General features: G+C 73.5%; 23 protein-coding genes. 15 read left to right on the top strand and 8 right to left on the bottom strand.

Going from position 1 to position 21,350, the window contains the following annotated elements; genetic code table 11:
* Nucleotides 1-40 precede the first annotated feature (40 nt).
* From DEI91_RS09010 to DEI91_RS08950, 13 genes are all read left to right on the top strand, one after another.
* Nucleotides 41-385, top strand: a complete 345-nt coding sequence (locus tag DEI91_RS09010) for a flagellar basal body protein (protein ID WP_111051976.1) — start codon at nt 41-43, stop codon at nt 383-385.
* On the top strand, nt 382-777 hold the full coding sequence (locus DEI91_RS09005) for a flagellar basal body rod protein FlgC (RefSeq protein ID WP_258371018.1): 396 nt from the start codon (nt 382-384) through the stop codon (nt 775-777). The genes DEI91_RS09010 and DEI91_RS09005 overlap by 4 nt, the downstream gene beginning before the upstream one ends.
* Nucleotides 777-1,082 carry a flagellar hook-basal body complex protein FliE gene (fliE, locus tag DEI91_RS09000; protein WP_111051975.1) on the top strand — a complete coding sequence of 102 codons (306 nt, stop codon included), beginning with the start codon at nt 777-779 and terminating at the stop codon, nt 1,080-1,082. Before DEI91_RS09005 ends, fliE begins: the two co-directional genes overlap by 1 nt.
* A complete protein-coding gene (gene fliF / locus DEI91_RS08995; RefSeq protein ID WP_111051974.1) occupies nt 1,082-2,749 on the top strand; it encodes a flagellar basal-body MS-ring/collar protein FliF in 1,668 nt (555 codons plus the stop codon). Before fliE ends, fliF begins: the two co-directional genes overlap by 1 nt.
* Nucleotides 2,746-3,783, top strand: coding sequence for a flagellar motor switch protein FliG (gene fliG / locus DEI91_RS08990; protein WP_111051973.1), 1,038 nt, complete (start codon nt 2,746-2,748; stop codon nt 3,781-3,783). Before fliF ends, fliG begins: the two co-directional genes overlap by 4 nt.
* Nucleotides 3,776-4,405 carry a hypothetical protein gene (locus DEI91_RS08985; RefSeq protein ID WP_111051972.1) on the top strand — a complete coding sequence of 210 codons (630 nt, stop codon included), beginning with the start codon at nt 3,776-3,778 and terminating at the stop codon, nt 4,403-4,405. The genes fliG and DEI91_RS08985 overlap by 8 nt, the downstream gene beginning before the upstream one ends.
* On the top strand, nt 4,402-5,745 hold the full coding sequence (locus DEI91_RS08980) for a FliI/YscN family ATPase (protein WP_111051971.1): 1,344 nt from the start codon (nt 4,402-4,404) through the stop codon (nt 5,743-5,745). The genes DEI91_RS08985 and DEI91_RS08980 overlap by 4 nt, the downstream gene beginning before the upstream one ends.
* Nucleotides 5,745-6,170, top strand: a complete 426-nt coding sequence (locus DEI91_RS08975; RefSeq protein ID WP_111051970.1) for a flagellar FliJ family protein — start codon at nt 5,745-5,747, stop codon at nt 6,168-6,170. Before DEI91_RS08980 ends, DEI91_RS08975 begins: the two co-directional genes overlap by 1 nt.
* On the top strand, nt 6,167-6,928 hold the full coding sequence (locus tag DEI91_RS16835) for a C40 family peptidase (protein ID WP_111051969.1): 762 nt from the start codon (nt 6,167-6,169) through the stop codon (nt 6,926-6,928). The genes DEI91_RS08975 and DEI91_RS16835 overlap by 4 nt, the downstream gene beginning before the upstream one ends.
* Nucleotides 6,925-8,538: a flagellar hook-length control protein FliK gene (locus DEI91_RS08965; protein WP_111051968.1), complete on the top strand. Its 1,614-nt coding sequence runs from the start codon at nt 6,925-6,927 to the stop codon at nt 8,536-8,538. The genes DEI91_RS16835 and DEI91_RS08965 overlap by 4 nt, the downstream gene beginning before the upstream one ends.
* Before the next feature lie 26 nt (nt 8,539-8,564).
* Nucleotides 8,565-9,005: a flagellar hook assembly protein FlgD gene (locus tag DEI91_RS08960; protein ID WP_111051967.1), complete on the top strand. Its 441-nt coding sequence runs from the start codon at nt 8,565-8,567 to the stop codon at nt 9,003-9,005.
* 43 nt (nt 9,006-9,048) lie between these two features.
* Nucleotides 9,049-10,224 (top strand): flagellar hook protein FlgE, encoded by a 1,176-nt coding sequence (locus tag DEI91_RS08955; protein ID WP_111051966.1) that lies wholly within the window; start codon nt 9,049-9,051, stop codon nt 10,222-10,224.
* 136 nt (nt 10,225-10,360) lie between these two features.
* Nucleotides 10,361-11,008: a hypothetical protein gene (locus DEI91_RS08950; protein WP_146244245.1), complete on the top strand. Its 648-nt coding sequence runs from the start codon at nt 10,361-10,363 to the stop codon at nt 11,006-11,008.
* Between the two features lie 39 nt (nt 11,009-11,047).
* On the opposite strand, the gene DEI91_RS08945 is transcribed toward DEI91_RS08950, so the two are convergent.
* Nucleotides 11,048-12,241: a glycosyltransferase gene (locus DEI91_RS08945; RefSeq protein ID WP_111051964.1), complete on the bottom strand. Its 1,194-nt coding sequence runs from the start codon at nt 12,239-12,241 to the stop codon at nt 11,048-11,050.
* A gap of 62 nt (nt 12,242-12,303) precedes the next feature.
* Between DEI91_RS08945 and DEI91_RS08940 the strand changes: the two genes are divergently transcribed.
* Complete coding sequence (locus tag DEI91_RS08940) at nt 12,304-13,200, top strand: UbiA family prenyltransferase (protein ID WP_111051963.1); 897 nt, start codon at nt 12,304-12,306, stop codon at nt 13,198-13,200.
* Nucleotides 13,197-14,630: an NAD(P)/FAD-dependent oxidoreductase gene (locus tag DEI91_RS08935; RefSeq protein ID WP_111051962.1), complete on the top strand. Its 1,434-nt coding sequence runs from the start codon at nt 13,197-13,199 to the stop codon at nt 14,628-14,630. Before DEI91_RS08940 ends, DEI91_RS08935 begins: the two co-directional genes overlap by 4 nt.
* Here the strand turns inward: DEI91_RS08935 and DEI91_RS08930 are convergent.
* From DEI91_RS08930 to DEI91_RS08900, 7 genes are all read right to left on the bottom strand, one after another.
* Nucleotides 14,611-15,552: an NAD(P)-dependent oxidoreductase gene (locus tag DEI91_RS08930; protein WP_181439541.1), complete on the bottom strand. Its 942-nt coding sequence runs from the start codon at nt 15,550-15,552 to the stop codon at nt 14,611-14,613. The two genes, DEI91_RS08935 and DEI91_RS08930, sit on opposite strands and share 20 nt — an antisense overlap.
* The gene (locus DEI91_RS08925; protein WP_111051960.1) at nt 15,549-16,739 is read right to left on the bottom strand and encodes a cytochrome P450; all 1,191 of its coding nucleotides are present in this window, start codon (nt 16,737-16,739) and stop codon (nt 15,549-15,551) included. Before DEI91_RS08925 ends, DEI91_RS08930 begins: the two co-directional genes overlap by 4 nt.
* Nucleotides 16,736-17,539, bottom strand: a complete 804-nt coding sequence (locus DEI91_RS08920) for a glycosyltransferase family A protein (protein WP_111051959.1) — start codon at nt 17,537-17,539, stop codon at nt 16,736-16,738. Before DEI91_RS08920 ends, DEI91_RS08925 begins: the two co-directional genes overlap by 4 nt.
* Before the next feature lie 144 nt (nt 17,540-17,683).
* The gene (locus DEI91_RS15970) at nt 17,684-17,920 is read right to left on the bottom strand and encodes a hypothetical protein (protein ID WP_146244244.1); all 237 of its coding nucleotides are present in this window, start codon (nt 17,918-17,920) and stop codon (nt 17,684-17,686) included.
* Between the two features lie 122 nt (nt 17,921-18,042).
* Nucleotides 18,043-18,924 (bottom strand): SMP-30/gluconolactonase/LRE family protein, encoded by an 882-nt coding sequence (locus tag DEI91_RS08910; RefSeq protein WP_111051958.1) that lies wholly within the window; start codon nt 18,922-18,924, stop codon nt 18,043-18,045.
* A gap of 26 nt (nt 18,925-18,950) precedes the next feature.
* Nucleotides 18,951-19,499, bottom strand: a complete 549-nt coding sequence (locus tag DEI91_RS08905) for an alternate-type signal peptide domain-containing protein (protein ID WP_111051957.1) — start codon at nt 19,497-19,499, stop codon at nt 18,951-18,953.
* A 128-nt stretch (nt 19,500-19,627) separates the two neighbouring features.
* Nucleotides 19,628-21,199, bottom strand: coding sequence for a peptide chain release factor 3 (locus DEI91_RS08900; protein ID WP_111051956.1), 1,572 nt, complete (start codon nt 21,197-21,199; stop codon nt 19,628-19,630).
* Between the last annotated feature and the right edge of the window lie 151 nt (nt 21,200-21,350).

Raw genomic sequence — 21,350 nt, 5'->3', positions numbered from 1 at the left:
CGACGTCCCTCGTGACGACGCCCGACGAGGGGACCCCTCCGTGTTCGATTCCGTGACGTCGGCTGCGCTGCAGAGCGCGCTCGACGGCCTCTCGATGCGCCAGCGTGTGATCGCGGACAACATCGCGAACATCAACACGACCGGGTACCGGGCGCAGAAGGTCCGGTTCGAGGACGCGCTCGCGCAGAGCATCGTCGACGGGGACGGCCACACGACGCCGTCCGTCGCCCGGAGCCTCGAGCCGACGAACACGAACGGGAACAACGTCAACCTCGACGAGGAGACGCTCTCGAACGTCGACACCGTGCTCCGGTACCAGTTCGCCACGCAGGCCGTCGGCGGCGAGGCCACCAGCCTCCGCACGGCGATGCGGACCAACTCGTGACCACGTTCGACGCGATCGGCATCGCGAGCACCGGCATGACCGTGCACCGGAAGTGGCTCGACGCGATCTCGGACAACATCGCGAACGTCAACACCGTCCGGTCGATGGACGACGCCGCGTTCCAAGCCCGGTACGTGGAGGTCCAGGAGGGCAACGGCGTCTCCGGCGCCTACGTCAAGGGCGCCGCGTTCGGCAGTGCCGCCGGTCGCGTGACCTACGACCCGGACAACCCGCTCGCGAACGCCGAAGGGTACGTCCGCATGCCGGACATCGACCTCGGCACGCAGATGGCGGACCTCATCATGGCCCAGCGCGGCTACCAGGCGAACGCCGCCGTGGTCGACCGTGCCAAGACCGCCTACGAGGCGGCACTGCAGATCGGGAAGAACTGATGCCCATCGACGCCGTGAACGGTGTGACCACCAACGCGATGACGAACGCCGTGACCCGTGCGTCCGGCACCACGAGCGACAGCGGCGACGGCTTCGCCGCGAGCCTCGGCTCCGCCGTCGACGGCCTGCAGCAGCTGCAGAGCGACTCGAAGACGCTCGCGCTCAAGGCCGTCACCGGGAACCTCGAGGACATCCACGACGCCACGATCGCGTCCACCCGTGCGCAGGTCACCCTCGAACTCGTCGCCGCCGTCCGCAACAAGGGCGTCGACGCGTTCAACGAGATCATGCGGATGCAGGCCTGATGCCCGCCGGGGTGCAGGGCGTGCTCGGCCGACTCGGCGCGTACGTCAAGGGGTTCACCGCCGCGCAGCGGACCATCGCGGTCATCGGTGTGGCTGCCCTCGTGCTCGGGGGCGTCGCGCTGGCGTCCTGGCTCGGCAAGCCGTCGTACGCGCCGCTCTTCACCGGGCTCGCCGCGGCGGACGCCAGTTCGATCACGGACCAGCTCACCACCGACGGGGTGCCGTACCAGCTCACCGACGGCGGTGCGACGATCCTCGTGCCACAGGACAAGGTGTACGGGGAGCGGCTCGCGGCCGCGTCGAACGGGCTGCCGTCGTCGAACGAGGGCGGGTACTCGCTCCTCGACACGATGGGCGTGACGAGCTCCGAGTTCCAGCAGGACGTCACGTACAAGCGGGCGATCGAGGGCGAGCTCGCCAAGACGATCTCCGCGATGGACGGCGTGCAGACCGCGAGCGTGCAGCTCGCGATCCCGGAGAAGTCCGTGTTCGTCGACGAGGAGAAGGACCCGACCGCGTCGGTGTTCGTCGCGACGAAGAACGGGGCGCAGCTCGGCTCCGACCAGGTCCAGGCGATCGTGCACTTGACCAGTGCGGCCGTCGAGGGCATGCAGCCGACCGACGTCTCCGTGGTCGACCAGAAGGGCCAGACCCTGTCGGCCGTCGGCACCGGCGCGACCGGTTCGGGCTCCGACCAGGCCGCTGACTACGACGCCGCCACGAGCAAGAAGATCCAGGACCTGCTCGACACCACGCTCGGCGCCGGCAACGCGAGCGTCGTCGTCTCCGCGACGATGAGCGACAACTCCGGCACCCGGACGACCGAGTCCTACACGACCCCGACGACCGGCCCGGTCGCCCTCAACGAGTCCTCCACCAAGGAGGAGTACGGCGCCGGCTCCGGTGCCGGCGCGAACGCCACGGGCGTGCTCGGGCCGGACAACATCGCCGTGCCGAACGACACCGCCGCCGGCGCCGGGACGGACGGCGGCTACCAGAACGAGTCGGCGACGAAGAACAACGCCGTCGACAAGACGACCGAGACGACGCAGATCCCGGCCGGCGCCATGGACCGCCAGACGATCTCGGTCGCGCTCAACTCCAAGGCGGCGTCGGTGCAGGGCGTCAACCTGCAGAGCATCAACGACTTGGTGGCGAACGCAGCAGGGGTCGACGGGACGCGGGGAGACCGCGTCGAGGTCGCGATGATGGACTTCGACACGAGCGCCGCGGACGACGCCGCGAAGGCGCTCGAGGCGCAGCAGCAGGCCGACGAGCAGGAGGCGCTGTGGTCGGCGATCCGCACGGCGGGCATCGTCGTCGGCATCGTCCTCGCGGTCATCGCGGTGATGGTGTTCCTCGCCCGCCGCAGCCGCCGGCAGCAGCGCGAGCAGGTCGACATCGGCGAGCTCGACGCGTTCGGCGACGCCTTCCAGTTGCCGCTCGCCGTCGAACCGGCCGAGCACCGGACCGGCCTCGACGCCGGCGACGCCCCGACCGTGGCGCTGCAGGCCCTGCCGGTCGAGGACGCCCCGACCGAGGTGCTCACCACCGACGAGATCACGGCCGAACGTCGCCGTCAGGACATCGCCGCCCTCGCCGAGCGCGACCCGAAGCGCACCGCCGAGCTCCTCCGCGGGCTGCTCGACGACCGGGCACCGGTGTGAGCGCCGTCGTCCCCGCGCCCGGCACCGACCGGCAGCTGACCGGTGCGCAGAAGGTGGCGCTCATCCTCATGCAGATGGAGACCGAGCGCGCCGCCGAGGTGATGAAGCAGTTCTCCGAGCTCGAGGCCGAGGAGATCTCCGCCGAGATCGTCCGCATGCGCCGCGTCGACGACGAGACCGTGGACCGCACCCTGAGCGAGTTCCACCGGCTGACCCGCACCGGCCGCACCGGCCGCCGTGGCGGCAAGGAGACCGCGCTCGGGCTGCTCGAGGCGTCCTTCGGTGCCGAGCGCGCCGCCGGCGTGATGGACCGCCTCGCGTCCAACCTGGCCGGCCAGTCGTTCGAGTTCCTCGACGACGCCGAACCCGGGCAGGTGATCGCCCTGCTCGAGGGCGAGCTGCCGCAGACCATCGCGCTGGTCCTCGCGCACCTGAAGGCCGGGCAGGCCAGCGCGGTGCTCGCCGGCTTCGACGAGCGGGTCCGCACCGACGTCGCGCAGGCGTTCGCCACCATGGGCACCGCCACCCCGGAGTCGGTGGGCATCGTCGCCGGCGTCCTGCGGGCGCGCGCCGGTGCGGTGGTCTCGCCGCGCGAGAGCGTCGAGGTCGTCGGCGGCATCGCGCCGCTCGTCGAGATCATCAACCGCTCCGACGTCGCGACCGAGAAGGCCGTGCTCGATGGCCTGGAGGCCCGTGACCCGGAACTCGCTGAGGACATCCGTTCGCGCATGCTCACCTTCGAGGACATCGTGAAGCTCGAGTCGCGAGACATCCAGCAGGTCCTGCGCGGCATCGACTCGAAGATCCTCGCCACCGCGATGAAGGGCGCTCCCGTCGCCGTCGTCGAGACCATCCGCGCGAACGTGTCCGAGCGCAACCGCGAGCTCCTGGACGACGAGGTCCAGTCGATGGGCCCGGTCCGGGTGTCGCAGGTCGAGGAGGCCCGCGCCGAGGTCGTCCGCTCCGTCCGCGAACTCGAGGCCCAGGGCGTCATCACGGTGCACCGCGCCGAGGAGGACGAGCTCGTTGACTGACGCCTTCGCCCCGGTCGCGTTCCCGGTCATCACGGACGCGGCACGCACCCGGCGTGCCGCGAGCGCCGACGTCCGCGGACACGCTGCCGGCTACGCCGCCGGCCTCCGCGCCGCCCAGGCCGAGACGGACGCGCTCCGCGCGCGGCTCGTCGCCGAGCACGACGCCCGGATCGCAGCGCTCGACGCCGTCGTCGCCGAGCGGGTCGCGGTCCTCGACCGCGCCGCAGCGGCGCTGCAGGCCCGGGTCGCGCCGGTGCTCGCGTCCGCCGAGGACTCGGTCGCCAGCGCGGCCGTCGACCTGGCGGAGGCCGTCGTCGGGTCGGCGATCCGGGCCTCCCGTCCGGAGGGTGACGGCAGCGGTCCGACCGGTCGCCGCGCCGCCTCCGCCGAGGAGACCGTCCGACGCGCCCTCGCGGCCGCGGACGCGCCGGTCGCGACGGCGGTGCGGCTCAGCCCGGCCGACGCGGCCGTGCTCGCCGACGTGTCCCTGCCCGTCCCGGTCGTCGCGGACCCCACGCTGCGCGACGGCGACGCGGTGGTCGACCTGCCCGACGGCGTCCTCGACGCCCGCATCGCCGCCGCGCTCGCCCGTGCCCGTGCCGCGCTGGGGGTGCTCCGGTGACGACGACCACCCTGCTCCGGCCGCGCGGCCTCGACGCCGCCGTCGCCGCGGCGCGCCCGCAGCGCGTCGGGACGGTGACGAGCGCGGTCGGTCTCGGCCTGACGATCGCCGGGCTCGACGCGCGCGTCGGCGAGGTCGTCACGGTCGGGGCCGAGGGTGCCGAGCAGACCGCCGTCGAGGTCGTCGCGACCGACGCGTCCGGGGTCCGCTGCATGCCGCTCGGCCGGCTCACCGGCATCACCGCGGGCACCCCGGCCCGGTCGACCGGTCAGCCCGTCCTCGTGCCGACCGGGACCGGCCTGTTCGGTCGGGTGCTCGACGGACTCGGCCGGCCGATCGACGACCGCGGTCCGCTCGACGCCGACGCGTGGGTGCCGCTCGACCACGACACGCCGAACGCGATGGCCCGGACCCGGATCGACACCCCGCTGCAGCTCGGCGTCCGGGTGCTCGACACGCTCACGACGGTCGGCCGCGGGCAGCGCATGGGGCTCTTCGCGGGCTCCGGCGTCGGCAAGTCCTCGCTGCTGTCGATGATCGCGCGGGGGAGCGACGCCGCCGTGAACGTGATCGCCCTCGTCGGCGAGCGCGGCCGCGAGGTACGCGAGTTCCTCGAGGACGACCTCGGCGCGGCGGGGCTCGCGCGGTCGATCGTCGTCGTGTCGACCTCCGACGAGCCGGCGCTCATGCGCCTGCGGGCGGCCTTCGTCGCGACCCGGATCGCCGAGGCGTTCCGGGACGCCGGCCAGGACGTCGTGCTCATGATGGACTCGCTCACGCGCGTCGCGATGGCGCAGCGCGAGATCGGGCTCTCGGTCGGGGAACCGCCGGCCACCCGGGGCTACCCGCCGTCGACGTTCTCCGTGCTCGCGGGGCTGCTCGAGCGCGCCGGGACCGACCGGGTCGGCAGCGTCACCGGGCTGTACACCGTGCTCGTCGACGGGGACGACCACAACGAGCCGATCGCGGACGCCGCCCGCAGCATCCTGGACGGGCACGTCGTGCTCGACCGCAAGCTCGCGGTCACCGGGCACTTCCCGTCCGTCGACGCCCTCGGGTCGATCTCGCGGGTCGCCTCGAAGGTGACGACGCCCGAGCAGCGAGCCGTGGCCACCGCCCTGCGGAAGGTGATGGCCGCCCGCCGCAGCGCGCAGGACCTGCTCGACGTCGGTGCGTACCAGCGCGGGACGAACCCGCTCGTCGACGCGGCCGTCGACCACCAGGACGCCATCGACGGGTTCCTGCGACAGGGCATGGCCGAGCAGGTCACCGCCGCCGGGTCCTGGGAGCGTCTGGCCGGTCTCGTCCGCACGCTCGGCGTGTCCGGGAGCGTGTCCTGATGGCGCGCCGGTTCCCGCTCGCCGGGCTCCTCCGCCTCCGCCACGCCGAACAGGACCGTGCCGCAGCGTCCCTCGCCGACGCGAACGGACGGGTCCGCGACGCCGCCGACGCCCGGATGGCCGCACGCCGCACCCTCGACGACGAGCCGCAGACGGTGACCGACGCAGCGACGCTCAGCGCCGTCGCGTCGGCCCGTGCCGCGACCCGGGGGATGCTCGAGGAACTCGACGCCGTCGTCCGTTCCCGCCGCGCCGACGCCGAGCGGGCGCAGGAGACCTACAACGCCGCACGCCGGTCCGCCCTCGGGCTGGAGAAGCTCGAGGGACACCACACCAGCCGTGTCGCCGCCGAGGACCTGCGCGCCGAACAATCCGCGCTCGACGAGATCGCCGCGCGCCGTCGCACCGAAGGGGGACACCGATGAGCATCGACGCCGTGCTCTCGCGGATCAGTGAGATCTGCAGCCGGATCGAGACGCTGCAGGGCGGCACCACGGTGCCGACCGCCGCCGGGTCGGCCGCCGCCTCGTCGTCCGCCTTCGCCGACGCGCTCGCCACCGCGACCGGGACGGGCACCGGCGCCGGGACCGCGGCCGGTGCCTCCGCTCCGTCGGCAGCCGCCGCGAGCGCGGGTGCGTCGACGGCTGCGCCCGCGACCTCCGTCGACGCCGGGCACGGCACGATCGCGACCGGCAGTGGTGCGACCGGGGACGACGTCGTCGCCGCCGCGAAGCAGTACCTCGGCGTCCCCTACGTGTTCGGCGGCGAGACCCGCGCCGGCATGGACTGCTCCGGACTCGTGCAGACCGTGTTCAAGGACCTCGGCGTCAGCATGCCCCGCGTCGTGCCGGACCAGGCCGACATGGGCGTCGCCGTGCCGTCGCTCGCACAGGCACGCCCCGGCGACCTCATCATCCCGAAGGGCGAGGGACACATCGTCATCTACCTCGGCGACGGGAAGGTCCTGCACGCACCGCGGCCGGGCAAGGACGTCCGCATCGTCGACAACTGGTACAAGGAGAGCGACATCGCCACCATCCGTCGGATCGTGCCGTCCGCCCAGGAGGCGGCGACCGCCTCCGCCGCGACGGTCACCTCGACGGCCCGTGCAGCCGGAGCGACGAGTGCGAAGGACCTGCAGACCGCGGCGCTGCAGTCGCTCCTCGCCGGGAGCGCCGCGTGAACGCCGTGACCGCGCAGCCGTCGGCCGTCGTCCGAGGGTCCGTCGTGTCCCGCGGGCCGGGCGTCGGCGACCCCGACGCAGCCGCTGGGTTCGGGCTGGCGCTCACCGCGGCTGCGGCGCAGCTCGCTGTCGCCGGACCCGCCGCGGCGGGCGACCGCAGCGCGACCGGTCCGGCTGACGACCGCGGCGGGATCGGTCCGGCGGGTGGCCGCACCGCGACCGGTCCTGCGGTCGACCGAAGTGCGACCGCGGACACGGCGGGCTCCGCGGCGGGCAGGTCGGCCGACGGCTACACCGCGACGACGGCCGGCGCGGACGGGACCGAGGCGTCTCCCGTCGTGGTCTCGGCCTCCGTGGACGCCACCGCGGTCGGCGCCGGTGTCACCCTGCCGATCATGTCGAGCGGGGCCGCGGCGTCCGGCGCGACGACCACATTCGGACCCGACCAACCCGACGGACCCGACGCACCGGCCGCGCTGTCCGGTCCGACCGCGGGCGAGGTCGCCGACGGCGACCCGACGGCCACCGAGGGCGACGCCGCTGGCGTCCTGCCGACCGGCGCGACCGGCGCGACTGGCGCCACCGGTGCCGACGCGACCGGTGCCGTCGCGCCCGCTGACGCCCCCGTCGGCACCGTGCCGGTCGTCGTCACCGCGGCGGTCCCGACCGGGACGGCCGGCGCACTCCCGCCGTCCGGCAACCGCACGGCCCCGTCCTCGGAGGACCGGGGCCCGGCGCAGGAGACCGTCGGTGGGACGGGCACAGCGACCGCCACGGCCGGCACCCGGTCGCCGGCCGCTCCCGATCCGGTCTCCTCCCAGGCCGGAGTGGTCGGTGCGGCCAGCGCGCCGGCGGCGGCCGGCACGGCGCAGACGGGCACCCTCGCGCCCGGCACCGGGCCGGACGGCACGGCCCTGCTCGTCCCGACCGCAGCCGGCCGTACCTCCGGCGAGACCGCGCCGACGGCCACCGCCCTGCCCCGGACCGCACCCGACGGAACGGCCGGAGCGGGCACCGTCCGACCCGGCCACGTCGCGGTCGCACCAGGCACCGACCAGGGCGGGACGGGCCTCCCGGCCATCGGTCAGGACGCACCGGTCGTGCTCGTCGCGCCGACCGCCACCACGAGCGCGGGGACGACATCCGTCGCGCCGGCCGCCGGTACCACCCCGGCCGCGCCGCCCCTGACCCAGCAGCTCGCCCGCCCGCTGTTCACGCTCGCGGCTGCCGGCCCGGGGCAGCACGTCGTGACCGTCCAGCTCACGCCGGACGCGCTCGGACCCGTCACGGTCCGCGCCCACGTCACCGGGCACGGCATGCACGTCGAGCTCTTCGCCGCCTCGGACGCGGGACGCGACGCGGTCCGACAGATCCTGCCGGACCTCCGCCGCGAGGCCGCGGGTGGCACGACGCTCGACCTGTCCGCGCAGAACCAGCCGGGCGGCGACCGGGCGGACGCCGGTGCCCGGGACGGTCGTCGGGGCGCCGGTCCGGACGCCCTGCGGGCCGACCCGCGGCACCTCGGCCGGGAGGCCCGCCTCACCACCGCCGCAGACCACCCGTCCGCCTCGACCACCGTCCGCACCGCGGGACTCGACGTCCTCGCCTGACCGGCCACCACGACAAGGAACACGACATGCCACTCGACGGGATCACCGGCTCCGTGGACGCCGCCACGCAGGCCGCCGCCCTCGCGGCCGACACGGCGTCCTCGCGGTCGCAGACGATGGACTCCGAGGTCTTCATGAAGCTCCTCGTGACGCAGCTCCGCAACCAGGACCCGTCGTCGCCGATGGACACGAACCAGATGATCAGCCAGCAGACGCAGCTCGCGATGATGGAGCAGATCACCAACCAGACCACGACGGCGAACGAGAACTTCTCGTTGCAGATGCGCATCGCCGCCGCGAACCTCGTCGGCAAGCAGGTCAGCTACACCGACGCCACCTCGGGCAAGGCCGTCACCGGGACCGCGACCGCGGTCTCCTACGCCGAGAGCGTGCCGACCGTGACCGTGAACGGGAAGGAGGTCGATCTCGACGTGATCTCCGGTATCTCCACCGCCTCCGGCTCCTGACCCTCCCTCCCCCTCCGCTTCCTCGTCCACGAAGGGACGCACCATGCTCCGCTCGCTCTACTCCGGCATCTCCGGCCTCCGCTCGCACCAGCAGATGCTCGACGTCACCGGCAACAACATCGCCAACGTCAACACCGTCGGCTTCAAGACCTCCACGACCGTGTTCCAGGACACCCTCTCCCAGATGACCCAGGGTGCCGGTGGCCCGCAGACCGGCATCGGCGGCACGAACCCCGCCCAGATCGGCCTCGGCGTCCAGGTCGCCGGCGTCTCGACGAACTTCGCCCAGGGCTCGGCGCAGGCCACCGGCAAGGCCACCGACCTGATGATCTCGGGCGACGGCTTCTTCGTCACCCGCCTCGGCAACGACACCGTCTACAGCCGCGCCGGCGCGTTCGACTTCGACGCCGACGGTCGGCTCGTCACCGCGGACGGCAAGATCGTGCAGGGTTACTCGGCCACGAACGGTGTCGTCAACGACGGCGGTCAGCTCACCGACATCACCCTGCCGCTGCAGGCCGCCGCGCCCGCCACCGCGACGAGCGCCGCGACGGTGTCCGGCAACCTGCCCTCCGACACCGCGGTAGGGGAGACCCTCAACCGCGACGCGACCGTGTTCGACGAGTACGGGACGAAGCACACCCTGTCGCTCGCCTACACGAAGACGGCGACCGGTTGGTCGGTCGCGGCCTCGAACGGGCAGGGCACCTCGGCCACCGGGACCATCGCCTTCGGCACCGACGGCAAGATCACCCGCGGCGCGACGCTGCAGGTCGGTGGCATCGCGGTCGACATGGGGCAGCTCACCGGCTTCGCCGCGCTCAACACCGCGTCGATCTCGTCGCAGAACGGTCACGAGGCGGGGTCGCTGCAGAGCTACTCGATCTCGAAGGACGGCACCGTCATGGGCACCTTCTCGAACGGCTCCTCGCTCGCCGTCGGCCGGATCGCACTCGCCACCTTCGCCAACCCGGCCGGCCTCGAGAAGACCGGGGCCTCGGGCTACCGGGCGACCGCGAACTCCGGCCAGGCGACCGTCGGCGTCCCGGGGTCCGCGGGCGTCGGCTCACTCGCCGCGGGCACGCTCGAGATGTCGAACGTCGACCTGTCGCAGGAGTTCACGAACCTCATCGTCGCGCAGCGCGGGTTCCAGGCGAACGCGCGCATCATCACCACCTCGGACGAGGTGCTGCAGGAGCTCACGAACCTGAAGCGCTGACGCTCGTCGGCGGGACCCCGCTGTTCCTGGTCGATCAGGAGAGCGGGGTCCCGCACCGCTTCCGCCGCGGCCCCGTACGCTGGGACGCGGATCCGCCGGTGCACGGGGCGCACGGCGGGCGACAAGGGGGAACCGCATGTCCATCACGTCCAGGATCACCGCCGCGGGAACGACCGCGGTGCTCGTCGCCGTCGCACTGTCCGGCTGCGCCGCGAGCGGGAAGACCGTGCCCGGCATCGACCGGTCGGCGTCCGCGGCACCGTCAGCTGCGTCCGCCTCGCCGACGTCGACCCCGGCGGCCGAGGCAGCAGCGCCCACCGACCTCACCTTCGAGGACGGCGCCGCCCTCTCCGCGAGCAGCCTGCCCGCGTTCGGTCTCGAGGTCTCCGCACTCGACGGGTGGGAGCAGACCGGCGAGGACCCGGGCACGGGGTCCCGCGAGTACACGAACACGGACGGCTCGGTCGCGACGATCACGCAGCAGCGGATCACCGACCTCGACCCGTCCGTCGGCGACCGTGCCGCCACCGAGCAGCTGTTCACCGCAGCGGGACTGCCGGCCGAGCAGTTGGAGGAGCAGCTCCTGCCGACGATGACCGGTGGCACGGCGCAGTTCCTGTCGATCGCCGGGCAGTCGTCCGACGGATCGTGGTCGGCGACGGTCGCGCGCGCGTTCGCGAAGCCCGGGGCAGCGCTCATCGTGAAGGTGCACACGTCGTCGCAGGAGGCGCTCCGCCCCGACCTGCACGACGTGCTCGTCGCCGCGAAGGTCGTGCTGACCTAGGAGATCCCCGCCGGGCGGACCGTCCGGAGGCCCGACGGATCAGAGCGACTCGAGCACGTCGAGCGCTCCACGGACCCCGGGCTCCTGGCGCATGAGCCGGCCGACCCCGGCCGCCCGCGCCCGCCGGGACAGAGCGTCACGCATCGCGGGTGCGAGGGTGCCGGCGGACAGACGTCGCAGGGGGACCGGAGCGGCGGCCACACCCCGCCGGTGCAGCTGAGCGGCCCAGAACGGCTGGTCGGCGGTGACGGGCACGACGACGGCGGGCACGCCGGCCCGCGCGACGGCGTGCGCGGTGCCGGCTCCGCCGTGGTGCACCGCGAGCGCCGCACCCGGCAGCACCGTGTCGAACGGCACCGACCGGACCGCCAACACGTCGGGTCCGCGGCACTCCGCCGGCAGCGCGAGCCCGCCCCACCCGGTGACGAGCAGCACCCGCAGGCCGTGGGCACGGGCGGCCGTCACGACCGCGGCACCCCGTGCGGAGGCGTCCCCCGTCGCCATCGAGCCGAACGAGGCGACGACGGTGGGGCCGGACCGCAGGAAGGCGCCGACGGCGGGGTCGGGAGGCACCGCCGGACCCTCCGCGTACCAGGCCCCCGTCTGGTGCACCCGCTCAGGCCAGTCGTCCGGCCGTGGCAGCAGTGCCGGGCTCACGGCCATGAGCGTCGCCCGCGACGGCGTCCGCCGGTCGGGACGACCGCCGGGGAGCTCGGCAGCGGCGCGCGCCACGTCGGCGCCGAAGAGCCGCGCGGCGGCACGCGGCACCGCGTACGTGAACCGGTTGCGCGGGCCGAGGTCGTGGGTGGCCGTGGGACCGCCGGCGGCGGGGAAGTGCTCGCTCGGCGTGGCCACCGGCGCGAACTCCACCAGCACGCGGGGCACACCGAGCGCGTCCGCCACCATCGGAGCGCTGAGGACGAGCGGGTGGTGCACGACGACGTCGGGCCTGAAGGCGACGGTCTCCCGCACCGCGGCGGCGAACATCCGTCGCATCGCGGGCCGCACCTCGGCGTGCAGGTGCCGTGCGAGCGCCCACGGGCTGCGAGCAGTCGGGGAGAGCATGCGCTGCACGTCGAGACCGAGCGCCACGGTGTCCGTCCCGTCGGGCGCATCGGCGTCGTCGGGCAGGGCGAGCCGGACGTCATGGCCCCGGGACGCGGCGGAACGCGCCAGGGCTGCGAAGGGCTCCACGTCACCCCGGGTCCCGGCGGTGAGCAGCATCAGGCGCATCCACCCAGTGTGGCCCGGAAGCCGGTGCCCGGCGACGACGCGAGCCGCGTAGGCTCGGAGTCGTGACCGACAGTGGTGAGCTGACATCGCGCACCGTGCCGTCCGGGCTGGGTCTGGCCGTGCGTCGCCTCGTGCTCATCTCGCGCCCGGTGCTGTGGATCAACACCATCGGCTCCGGTCTCGTGGCCGTGTGGCTCACCGGCGCACTGTTCGACCTGCGGGCGCTGCCGGTCATCCTGTGGCTGACCCTGCCGTTCAACCTGCTCATCTACGGCGTCAACGACATCTACGACCAGGACACGGATGCGGCGAACCCGCGCAAGGGCTCCATCGAGGGCGCGCGCATCCGGCAGTCGGAGGTGCGGCTCATCGCGTGGGCCGTCGCCGTCGTCAACGTCCCGTTCCTCGTCTTCTTCCTCCTCGCGCTGCCGCCGCTCGCGAACGCCGCGATCCTGCTCTACGTGGGCGTCTTCGTCTTCTACTCCGCACCGCCGCTGCGCTTCAAGGCGCGGCCGTTCCTCGACTCGCTGAGCAACGCGGCCTACGCACTCCCGCTGGTCATCGTGCCCGCGGCCCTCGCGGTGCCCCCGGTGTGGCCCGCCGCCCTCGGGCTGATGGCCTGGAGCGTCGCCAAGCACGCGTTCGACGCTGTCCAGGACATCGTGGAGGACCGTGACGCGGGCATCACCACCACGGCGGTGCGACTCGGCCCGCGCGGGACGGCCGTGTGGAGCGGGTCGTGGTGGATCGTCTCGACGGCGCTGTTCGCCGTGGTGAGCGTGCCCGTGGCTGCGGTCAACCTCCTGATCGCGGGCATCCTCGTGGTGTGCCTGCTGCGCGATCCGACACCCGAGACCGGACACCGCCTCTACCGCCTGTCGGTCGCGTTCCCGTACATCGCGGGCTCGTTCGCCGGCGTGCTGCTCATGGTCTCGATCGTGCTGGGAGGTACCCCGTGAGCCGCATCGTCGTGGTCGGCGGCGGGATCGGTGGACTCACCGCCGCCGCATTGCTCGCGCACGCGGGTCACCGCGTCACCCTGCTCGAGGCCTCGACCGAGCTCGGCGGCAAGAGCCGTCGGATCCACCTCGGCGAGGAGCGTGTCGACACCGGCCCCTCGCTCGTGACGTTCCCGGCGGTGTGGGACGAGCTGCTGCGGCGACTCGGCGGCGCTGGACGGGCCTCCGACCGGACCCGCGACGACGGCCACCTCGACCTGGTGCGGATGTCCGAGGTGGGCCGCTACCACCACGACGGCGAGGTGACCTCGCTGCCGGTGGCGCCGGACCACCCCTGGTACCCCGCCTGGCGCCGGTTCTCCGACCTGCACGCGCCCCTCGCCGACGACGTCACCGAGCTGTTGCTCGCCGACCCCCTCGACCGAGCCGCACTTCCGGCGCTCCGCCGCCTGTTGACCGTCTACGGCTCGCGCCTCACCACGCGCGCGTACCTCGACAGCCTGCCCTGGTTGCCGGACGGGCTGCGCGAGATCATCGCCATCCACACCCTCAACGCGGGCGTCTCGCCCGCGCGCACCCCCGCCCTCTACGCGAGCATGCCGGCGATCATGGCGAAGACCGGGGCCTGGGTGCCGCGTGGCGGAGTGTACGAGATCGTGCTCGCGCTGGGCCGCCTGGCCGAGGCCGCCGGGGTCGAGGTGCGCACCGGTGAGGCGGTCACCCACATCGACCGCGGAGCGGTCACCACCGAGACCGGCCGCCACGAGGCCGACCTCGTCGTCAGCGGGGTGGACGCCGACCGGCTCGGCACGCTGACGGGGCCGTCGCGGATGCCGACGCTGCCCCGGCTGCGGCCCCGCGTGCTCTCCTGCTCGGCCGTCGCGGTGTACGGCGTGCTGCGGGAGGAGCTGCCGGCGGACTTCCCGACGCACGGTGTCGTCCTGCCGACGAAGCCCGCTGCGCTGTACCGCAGCCTCGAGGCGGGCGACGAGCCGGCGGACACGATGGTGTTCGTCAACCAGTACCGCGCGGGCGAGGTGTACCCGAACACCCGCAGCACCGTCGGCGTCCTGCTCACCGCGCCCGCCGACGGTGGGCACTACACGACCGAGCACCCCTTCGTGCGGCGCGAGGTCGACCGCGTGTCGCGGGCGATGGGGCTCGACCGACCTCTCACCGACCTCCTCGACGAGCAGACCGTGCTCGACCCCGGCTACTACGCCAGCGGCGGGGAGCCACACGGTGCGCTCTACGGAGCGGCGCGACCGCCGTGGCAGAGCGGACCGTTCCACCGGCCCTCGTACAACGACCCCTGGCGGCCCTGGCTGTGGCGGGTCGGCGCGTCGGTGCACCCCGGCGGCGGGATCCCGGCGGTGGTGGGCGGCGCGATGATCGCGGTGACCCGGCTCCTCAGGTCGAACCCGGCCTGAGCCGCTCGGTCACGCGACGGACCGAACCGAGGGCCGTGAGTCGGGCGCGTGTCCCCGGCTCGGGCACCCAGCCGAGGAGCGCGGCCGTCGGACCCACGTCGTAGGTCCGCTCGAGTCCCAGCTGCCGGACCGAGTACGGGGAGATGCCCGACCGCCCCCGGGTGACCGCGGCGACGTGGCGTGCCGTCCGCATCGGCACGTGCAGCACCCGGAGCGGCCGGCCGACGACGGCCCGGAGGGCGTCCCCGATGGGGACCGGGTCGTCGTCGGTGACGTTCACCGCGTGTGTGCCGTCGACGTCGGCGCGGAGTGCGGCGAGGACGGCGGCGGCGAGGTTGTCCACCCAGGTGAGCGCGTGGGGTGCCCGGCCGCCGAGGGGGAGCGGGAGCACGCCGTGTCGCGACGCGCGCAGCACCCGGGGGAGCAGGGTCGTGTCGCCGGTGCCGTAGACGGCGTGCGGCCTGAGGATGACCGCGGAGGCGCGCCCCGCCGCCACGAGCTGCCCCTCGTTGGCGAGCTTCGACTCGCCGTACGTGCCGAACCACCGGTAGTGGCCCGTCGCCTCGCCCGGGTGCGCGTGGACCGAGGGGCGTGCGAGGTCGTACACCGACGACGAACTGACGTGGACGACCCTGCCCGTGGCGAGGGCGAGCGCGGAGTCCATGATCCGGGTGTTCCGGTCGAACATGCCCCGGTCGAACCCGTCGCGCACCTCCGCCGCGCAGTGGACGAGCGGCACGTCGCCGAGCCGTGGTGCCCGCGCTCGACCGGCTGCGAGGTCGACGTGGACGTGCTCGTCGGCACCGCCGCGTCCGGGACGACGCCCGACGTCGACGACGTGGTGCCCCTCCCGCTTGAGCGCCGCGATGACCCGGCCGCCGATGAACCCGCTCCCGCCGGTGACGGCGACGGTGCTCGTCACGCCGGACGCTCCGCCCGGATGACGAGCCGACTGTAGGACGCCGCCATCGTGCGCTGCTTCCGCACCCGCGCTCGGACGCCGATCCGGCCGGCCTCGGCTGCCCGGGCGAGCGCCGTGGCGAACACCTCGGCCTCGAGCGTCGCCAGCGGCATCCCGATGCAGAAGTGTGCGCCGGCACCGAACCACAGCTGCCGCATCTCCTTCGGGACGGGGCGGGACGGGTCGAAGTCGCCGGCGCGGGCACAGGCGAAGATGTTCGCGAGGATGATCCGCTCCCCGGCGCGGACCCGGACACCGGCCACGCGGTCGTCGCGGAGGACGCTCCGGATCATGACGGGCGACGGGACGGTCACCCGCATCGCCTCCGCGACGGCGGCCGGGACGTCCTCGGGGTGCCGGGCCAGGTGGTCGAGGTGGCCGGACTCGACGACCAGGTTCGTGAAGCGCGGGGCGAAGCTGACGATCGTCTCCGTCCCGGCGACGATCATCGCGGTGACGACCGCGACGGTGTCGTCTTCGGTGATCCCCTCGGCGCGCATGAGCGCCGGCACCGTCCCGGGAGCCGCTGCCCGGTAGGCGGTCCGGGTGCTCGCGTTGAGGACGGCGAGCTTCTCGTGGATCACGGCGAGCTGGGCGTCCGTGAACGACTTCGTCGTCAGGGTGACGAACCCCAGGATCTCCCGCGCCCGGGCCAGCTGCGCAGCGGCGTCGTCCTCCGGGTACCCGGTGAGCCGACAGATGATGAGCGCCGCCGCACGTTCGATGACCGTGACGACGTCGACGTCCTCGTGGCGGGCCACGGCGGCCACGAACCCGTCCATCTCCGGGGTGAGCACCTCGTCGACGATGCTGCGGAGGAACTTCTGCGAGAACAGGGGGGTGAGCTTCCGGCGCAGGTGCGCGTGCTCCGCGCCGTCCATGTTGAGCAGCCCCCTCGGGCCGATGATGGGCGTCCAGAGCCGGTCCGAGCCTCCCGGCCCGACCTTCGAGTACGTGCCGGGGTCGAGGAGGATCTCCCGCATGCGCGCGGCGTCGCTGACGACGACCCCGAGGCCGGGGACCCGCACGACCCGGCCGAGCCGGGTGATGCCGCGGAGGGCCAGGTAGCCGGCGCGGTGCGCGTGCAGGACGACGCGGCGGTCCTCCCGGGTGGCGCGGCGCGCAGCACGGGCGTCGAGGCGGGTCACGGTCGGACGTCCACGGAGCCGGTGGTCTGCGGGCGGTACCGGTGCCCGGCGTACCAGGCGAGCGACCGGACGATGCCCCACACCGCGATCCGGCGGACGGACATCGTGACGACCATCTCGCGGTGCAGCCCGTACCGGTCCGTCACCCGCCGGACCGCGTTCGTCAGGTCGCGGTCCTCGTGCGTCTCCTCGATGGCCGTCCGGGGGAACCCGCCCACCTGCTCGTAGAGCGCGCTGGTGATGGCCAGGTTGTTCCCGGCGACCATCACGTAGGGACCGCGGTACTGGCGGCCCCGGTTCTCCGGCAGGAGCCGACCGCACCAGATCGCCATCTCGTTGACGGCGCACAGGAACCGGTAGCGCAGCGGTCCGACCGGGATGTCGTCACGCCGCGGCAGCGTCAGCCCGCCGAAGAACAGGTGGTCCGTCTCGGCGAACACGCGCTTGACCGCGGCGGTCCAGTCCGGCGCCGGGACGCAGTCGGCGTCGGTCCGGACGAGGTGGGTGCACCCGGCGGCGATCGCGGCGCGGGCGGCGGTGTCGGCCGCGGCACCCGTGCCCTTCCGGGGCTCGACGACGACCTGCCAGGGCAGACGATGGCGTCGGACGTGGTCGGCCACGATGCGCGCGGTCCCGTCGGACGATCCGTTGTCGCAGACGACGACGGTGAAGTCCGGGTCGACCTGCTCGCGGAGCGCGTCGAGCAGGTCGGGGACCAGGCGCGCTTCGTTCCACTCGGGGACGATGACGCCGAGGCGGACGGGGCTCGCGGCACCGTGGTTCGGGACGGGGCTGGACATGGTCCTCCGGGTCGACGGGACTCGTGCTGACGGGTTCCGCGGGAACGGGACCTGCGGAGACGGACCCGGCGGGGACCGGCCCTGCGGGGACCGGCCCTGCAGGGACGGGCCCCGCGGGGGACGGGGTCGTGCGGGGACGGCGGGTCAGGCGCCCGGGGACGTCCCGGATGCGCCGGACACCCCGGGGTGCGCTGTCCGCGCGGACCCCTCGATCGTCGACCGTGCGGCGTCGGCCTCGGCGAGTGCTCGGGACCCGATGACCGCGTCCGGTCCACCCAGGTGCGCGAGGGCCTGACGTCGTCGGCGGTCCTGTACCGCTCCGACGACGAGTGCGGACACGACCAGCACGGCCACGGCGGTGAGTGTCAGGATGACGATCACGGTGTTCCCCCTTCCCGGACTGCGTCCGGTAGGGACAACCTAGCGGTCTGCCGACCGGTGGTGGGAGTCGCTCCGTGCTCGCGTGTCGTCGCGCTGTCGGACGGGCGACCGGCGGTTCAGGATCAGCTCGGTGCGACGGCCCCTGGTCCGGCGACGGCGACCCGCACGGCGCTGATCCGTCCCGCGCGGGTCCGGGCCGTGGTCGCCGGGTCGTAGCTGTCGGCGGTGGCCAGGTAGATCGTCCGGCCGTCGGGGCCGCCGAGGGCGCAGTCGATCGCGCAGAGCCCGGGAGCGTCGATGCGGTCCGTGACCTCGCCGCCCTCGACGACGCGGAGGAACTCGCCCGTGTCGACCGAGCAGACCCAGATCGCTCCCGCGCTGTCCACCGTGCTGCCGTCCGGGGTCACGCCGTCGGGCAGCGCCGCCCATTCGCGCCGTCCGGTCAGGGAGCCGTCCGGTTCGATGTCGAAGGCGGTGAGACGTCCGCCCCAGGTCTCGCTGACCACCAGGGTCCGCGTGCCGGGCAGGACGTTCGCGCTGTTCGGGAAGACCAGGCCGTCGGCAGCGAGCCGGGTCGTACCGTCCGGGTCGATGACGTACAGCGGCCCGGGGCGCAGCTCCTCGCCGCCGTACAGGTCGTAGCCGAACGCGCCGATGTAGGTGCGGCCGGTCTCCGGGTCGACGACCAGGTCGTTCAGGAGCGACGGCTCGGTGTCGGACAGGTCGGCGAAGACGCTCGTCGTGCCCACGGCGTCCACGGCCACGACCGTGCGGGACTCCATCGCGCTGACGACGAGCCGTCCGTCCGGCAACCAGCCGAGGCCCGACGACTGACCGTCCACCGTGGTCTCCAGGCGCGGTCGGTCCTCGGTGCCGGGGTCGATCGAGAAGACCTCGCCGGTGTGCATGTCCGAGTACCAGAGTCGACCGCGGTGCCAGCGGTTGCCCTCGGGGAAGCGGATGCCGGTGACGACGTCGGTCGCGGACTGCATGGTGGTGTGCACGTCACCAGCCTGCCACCGGTCCGGCGTCAGGGCTCGACGGGCTTCTGCGTGAGCGTGAACCTGATGCCGCTGAGGTCGATCGACTGTGCCTTGCCGGTCGTGACGTCCGGCGCGAGCCCGATCGTGTAGGTCACCGCGACGACCGAGGTACCGTCCGTCGGCGTGACGTTCCACGAGGTCCGGCCCGCGGGCGTCAGGCTCGCACTGTCCGAGGCGAGCGACAGGGACTGCGTAGCCGCGGCGATCAGTTCCGCGTCGCCCGTGATGCTCTGCGGCACCCAGGTCAGGTCCGCCGTCAGGTCGTCGCCCGTCGCGGTGACGTCGAGCGTCTGGTGGAACTGGTACGCGTTGCCCGGGACCATCCGCACGGCCGTGATGTCGACCACGTCGGACCGGCCGTTCGTGATGTCGGTCCACACGCCGTCCGGGTTCGCGGACAGCGCGAGCGTGCCCGAGGAGACCGTCGCCGGACGGGTGGCCGCGTCGGCGTTCCAGAGCGCGAAGGTGCCGGCGCCGCCGAGGAGCAGGGCGAGGCCGCTGGCGCTGGCGACGACACCGGTGACGATCTTGTGCATGGGATCCCGTTCGGGTCGGGTGGGGTCGGGTCGGTGGCTTGCCCCGACCGTACCGGCCCGCGGTGATGCGGACACGCCCGGTCGTCCGCTTCGGACGACCCCAGATCGAGGGGTGCGCGGCCCGCCCGTCAGGCCGGAGCGGGCAACTCCAGACCCGACAGTTCGCGCATCACCGAGTTGAGGTGCCACTGGTCCCGGAACAGCCCGTACCGGTCGCGGTCGGTCGTGACGATCTCGAGGTCGCGGCGTTTCTCGAGGACCGCGAAGTCCGCGTCCGTGACGGTGCGCACCATCGTCCACGGCAGCGGCTCGACCCGCACGGCGGTGCCGAACTCCGCCATGAGCCGGGAGGTGAGGACCTCCAGCTGCAGGGCGCCGATGACCCCGACCATCGGCGCCTGCGCGGTCCGCCGCTCGGAGTGCAGGAGCTGGACCACGCCCTCGCCCGCGAGCTGCTGCATGCCCTTCCGGAACTTCTTCGCCGTGCTCGGGTCGGTCGGCGCGACCGTCGCGAACATCTCGGGGGCGAAGCGGGGGAGCGGCTCGAACTCGACGGGTTCCTCGCTGAACAGGGTGTCCCCGGGGTGCAGCATCGTCGCGTTGACGAGGCCGACGACGTCACCGGGCCAGGCGAGGTCGACCGTGTCGCGCTCGCGTCCGAACACGCTCAGCGCGTGCTTCGTGTTGAAGCGCCGGCCGGACTGGGCGTGGGTCAGCATCATGCCCCGGTCGAAGCGGCCGGAGCAGATCCGGACGAAGGCGACCTGGTCGTGGTGCGCCGGGTCCATGTTCGCCTGCACCTTGAACACCTGGGCGGCGAACGGCTCGGTGACCGGGCGTGCGGTGCCGTCCTCGGTCCGGCGGGGCAGGGCGGCGGGCGCCGCGTCGCGGAGGAAGCGCAGCAGGTCGACGGTGCCGACGTGCTTCGTGGCGACGCCGAAGAACACCGGCATGCTCATCCGGTCGTGGAAGTCACCCTGGTCGGGGAGACCACGGACCTCGCGGGTGAGTTCGACCTCCTCGACGGCGGTCTGCCAGGCGGCGCCGAGCAGCTCGGCCGCCTCGTCCGCCGACCGCTCGGCGGTGACCGGGAGGTGACCGCCGCCGCTCGACTCGAAGGTCGTGAGCGTTCCCGTCGCCGTGTCGACGAGGCCCTGCAGGTGTCCGGCTTCACCGACCGGCCAGGTGACGGGCGTCGGGGTCCGGCCGGTGCGTTCCTCGAGTTCGTCGAGCAGGTCGAGCGCCTCCCGTCCTGGGCGGTCCCACTTGTTGACGACCGCGATCACCGGGATGTCCCGCGTGCGGCAGACCTCGAACAGGCGGATCGTCTGCGCCTCCATGCCCTTGGCGGCGTCGATGAGCATGACGGCGCAGTCGACGGCGGCCAGCGCGCGGTAGGTGTCCTCGGAGAAGTCCGCGTGCCCGGGGGTGTCGACGACGTTGATCAGTGTGCCGCCGGCGTCGAGCTGCACGACGGCGGAGCTGATCGAGATGCCGCGGCTCCGCTCGATCTCCATCCAGTCGGAGACGGTGGCGCGGCGGGTGGCCTTCCCCTTCACGGCTCCGGCCTCGTCGATGGCGTCGGCGGCGAGGGTGAGCGACTCGGTCAGGGTCGACTTGCCGGCGTCCGGGTGCGCGATGACGGCGACCGTGCGACGGCGTCCCGCCTCGCGCTCGATCACCGTGGTGTCAGCCGTCATGCGGACACCCGGCCGTGGGGTCGTCCGACGGTGTCCTCTGGGCGGGGCGGCATCTGCACCCGACGACGATACCGACTGCGCCCGACACCGCCGAACACCGACGCCGCTCCGGAGCGGGTACGACTCCCTCGACCCCTCCCCGGCGGGCCGG

The organism is Curtobacterium sp. MCBD17_032 (assembly GCF_003234855.1).
Taxonomy (GTDB): Bacteria; Actinomycetota; Actinomycetes; order Actinomycetales; family Microbacteriaceae; genus Curtobacterium.
Note: the sequence above shows the minus strand (reverse complement) of the source record. Positions and strands in the feature narration are given on the sequence as shown.

Coding starts and splice junctions, on each gene's coding strand:
- DEI91_RS08950 (WP_146244245.1), top strand. CDS start 10,361: ATGTCCATCACGTCCAGGATCACCGCCGCGGGAACGACCGCGGTGCTC.
- DEI91_RS08920 (WP_111051959.1), bottom strand. CDS start 17,539: ATGTCCAGCCCCGTCCCGAACCACGGTGCCGCGAGCCCCGTCCGCCTC.
- fliF (WP_111051974.1), top strand. CDS start 1,082: ATGCCCGCCGGGGTGCAGGGCGTGCTCGGCCGACTCGGCGCGTACGTC.
- DEI91_RS16835 (WP_111051969.1), top strand. CDS start 6,167: ATGAGCATCGACGCCGTGCTCTCGCGGATCAGTGAGATCTGCAGCCGG.
- DEI91_RS08960 (WP_111051967.1), top strand. CDS start 8,565: ATGCCACTCGACGGGATCACCGGCTCCGTGGACGCCGCCACGCAGGCC.
- fliE (WP_111051975.1), top strand. CDS start 777: ATGCCCATCGACGCCGTGAACGGTGTGACCACCAACGCGATGACGAAC.
- DEI91_RS08945 (WP_111051964.1), bottom strand. CDS start 12,241: ATGCGCCTGATGCTGCTCACCGCCGGGACCCGGGGTGACGTGGAGCCC.
- DEI91_RS08900 (WP_111051956.1), bottom strand. CDS start 21,199: ATGACGGCTGACACCACGGTGATCGAGCGCGAGGCGGGACGCCGTCGC.
- DEI91_RS08905 (WP_111051957.1), bottom strand. CDS start 19,499: ATGCACAAGATCGTCACCGGTGTCGTCGCCAGCGCCAGCGGCCTCGCC.
- DEI91_RS08955 (WP_111051966.1), top strand. CDS start 9,049: ATGCTCCGCTCGCTCTACTCCGGCATCTCCGGCCTCCGCTCGCACCAG.
- DEI91_RS08975 (WP_111051970.1), top strand. CDS start 5,745: ATGGCGCGCCGGTTCCCGCTCGCCGGGCTCCTCCGCCTCCGCCACGCC.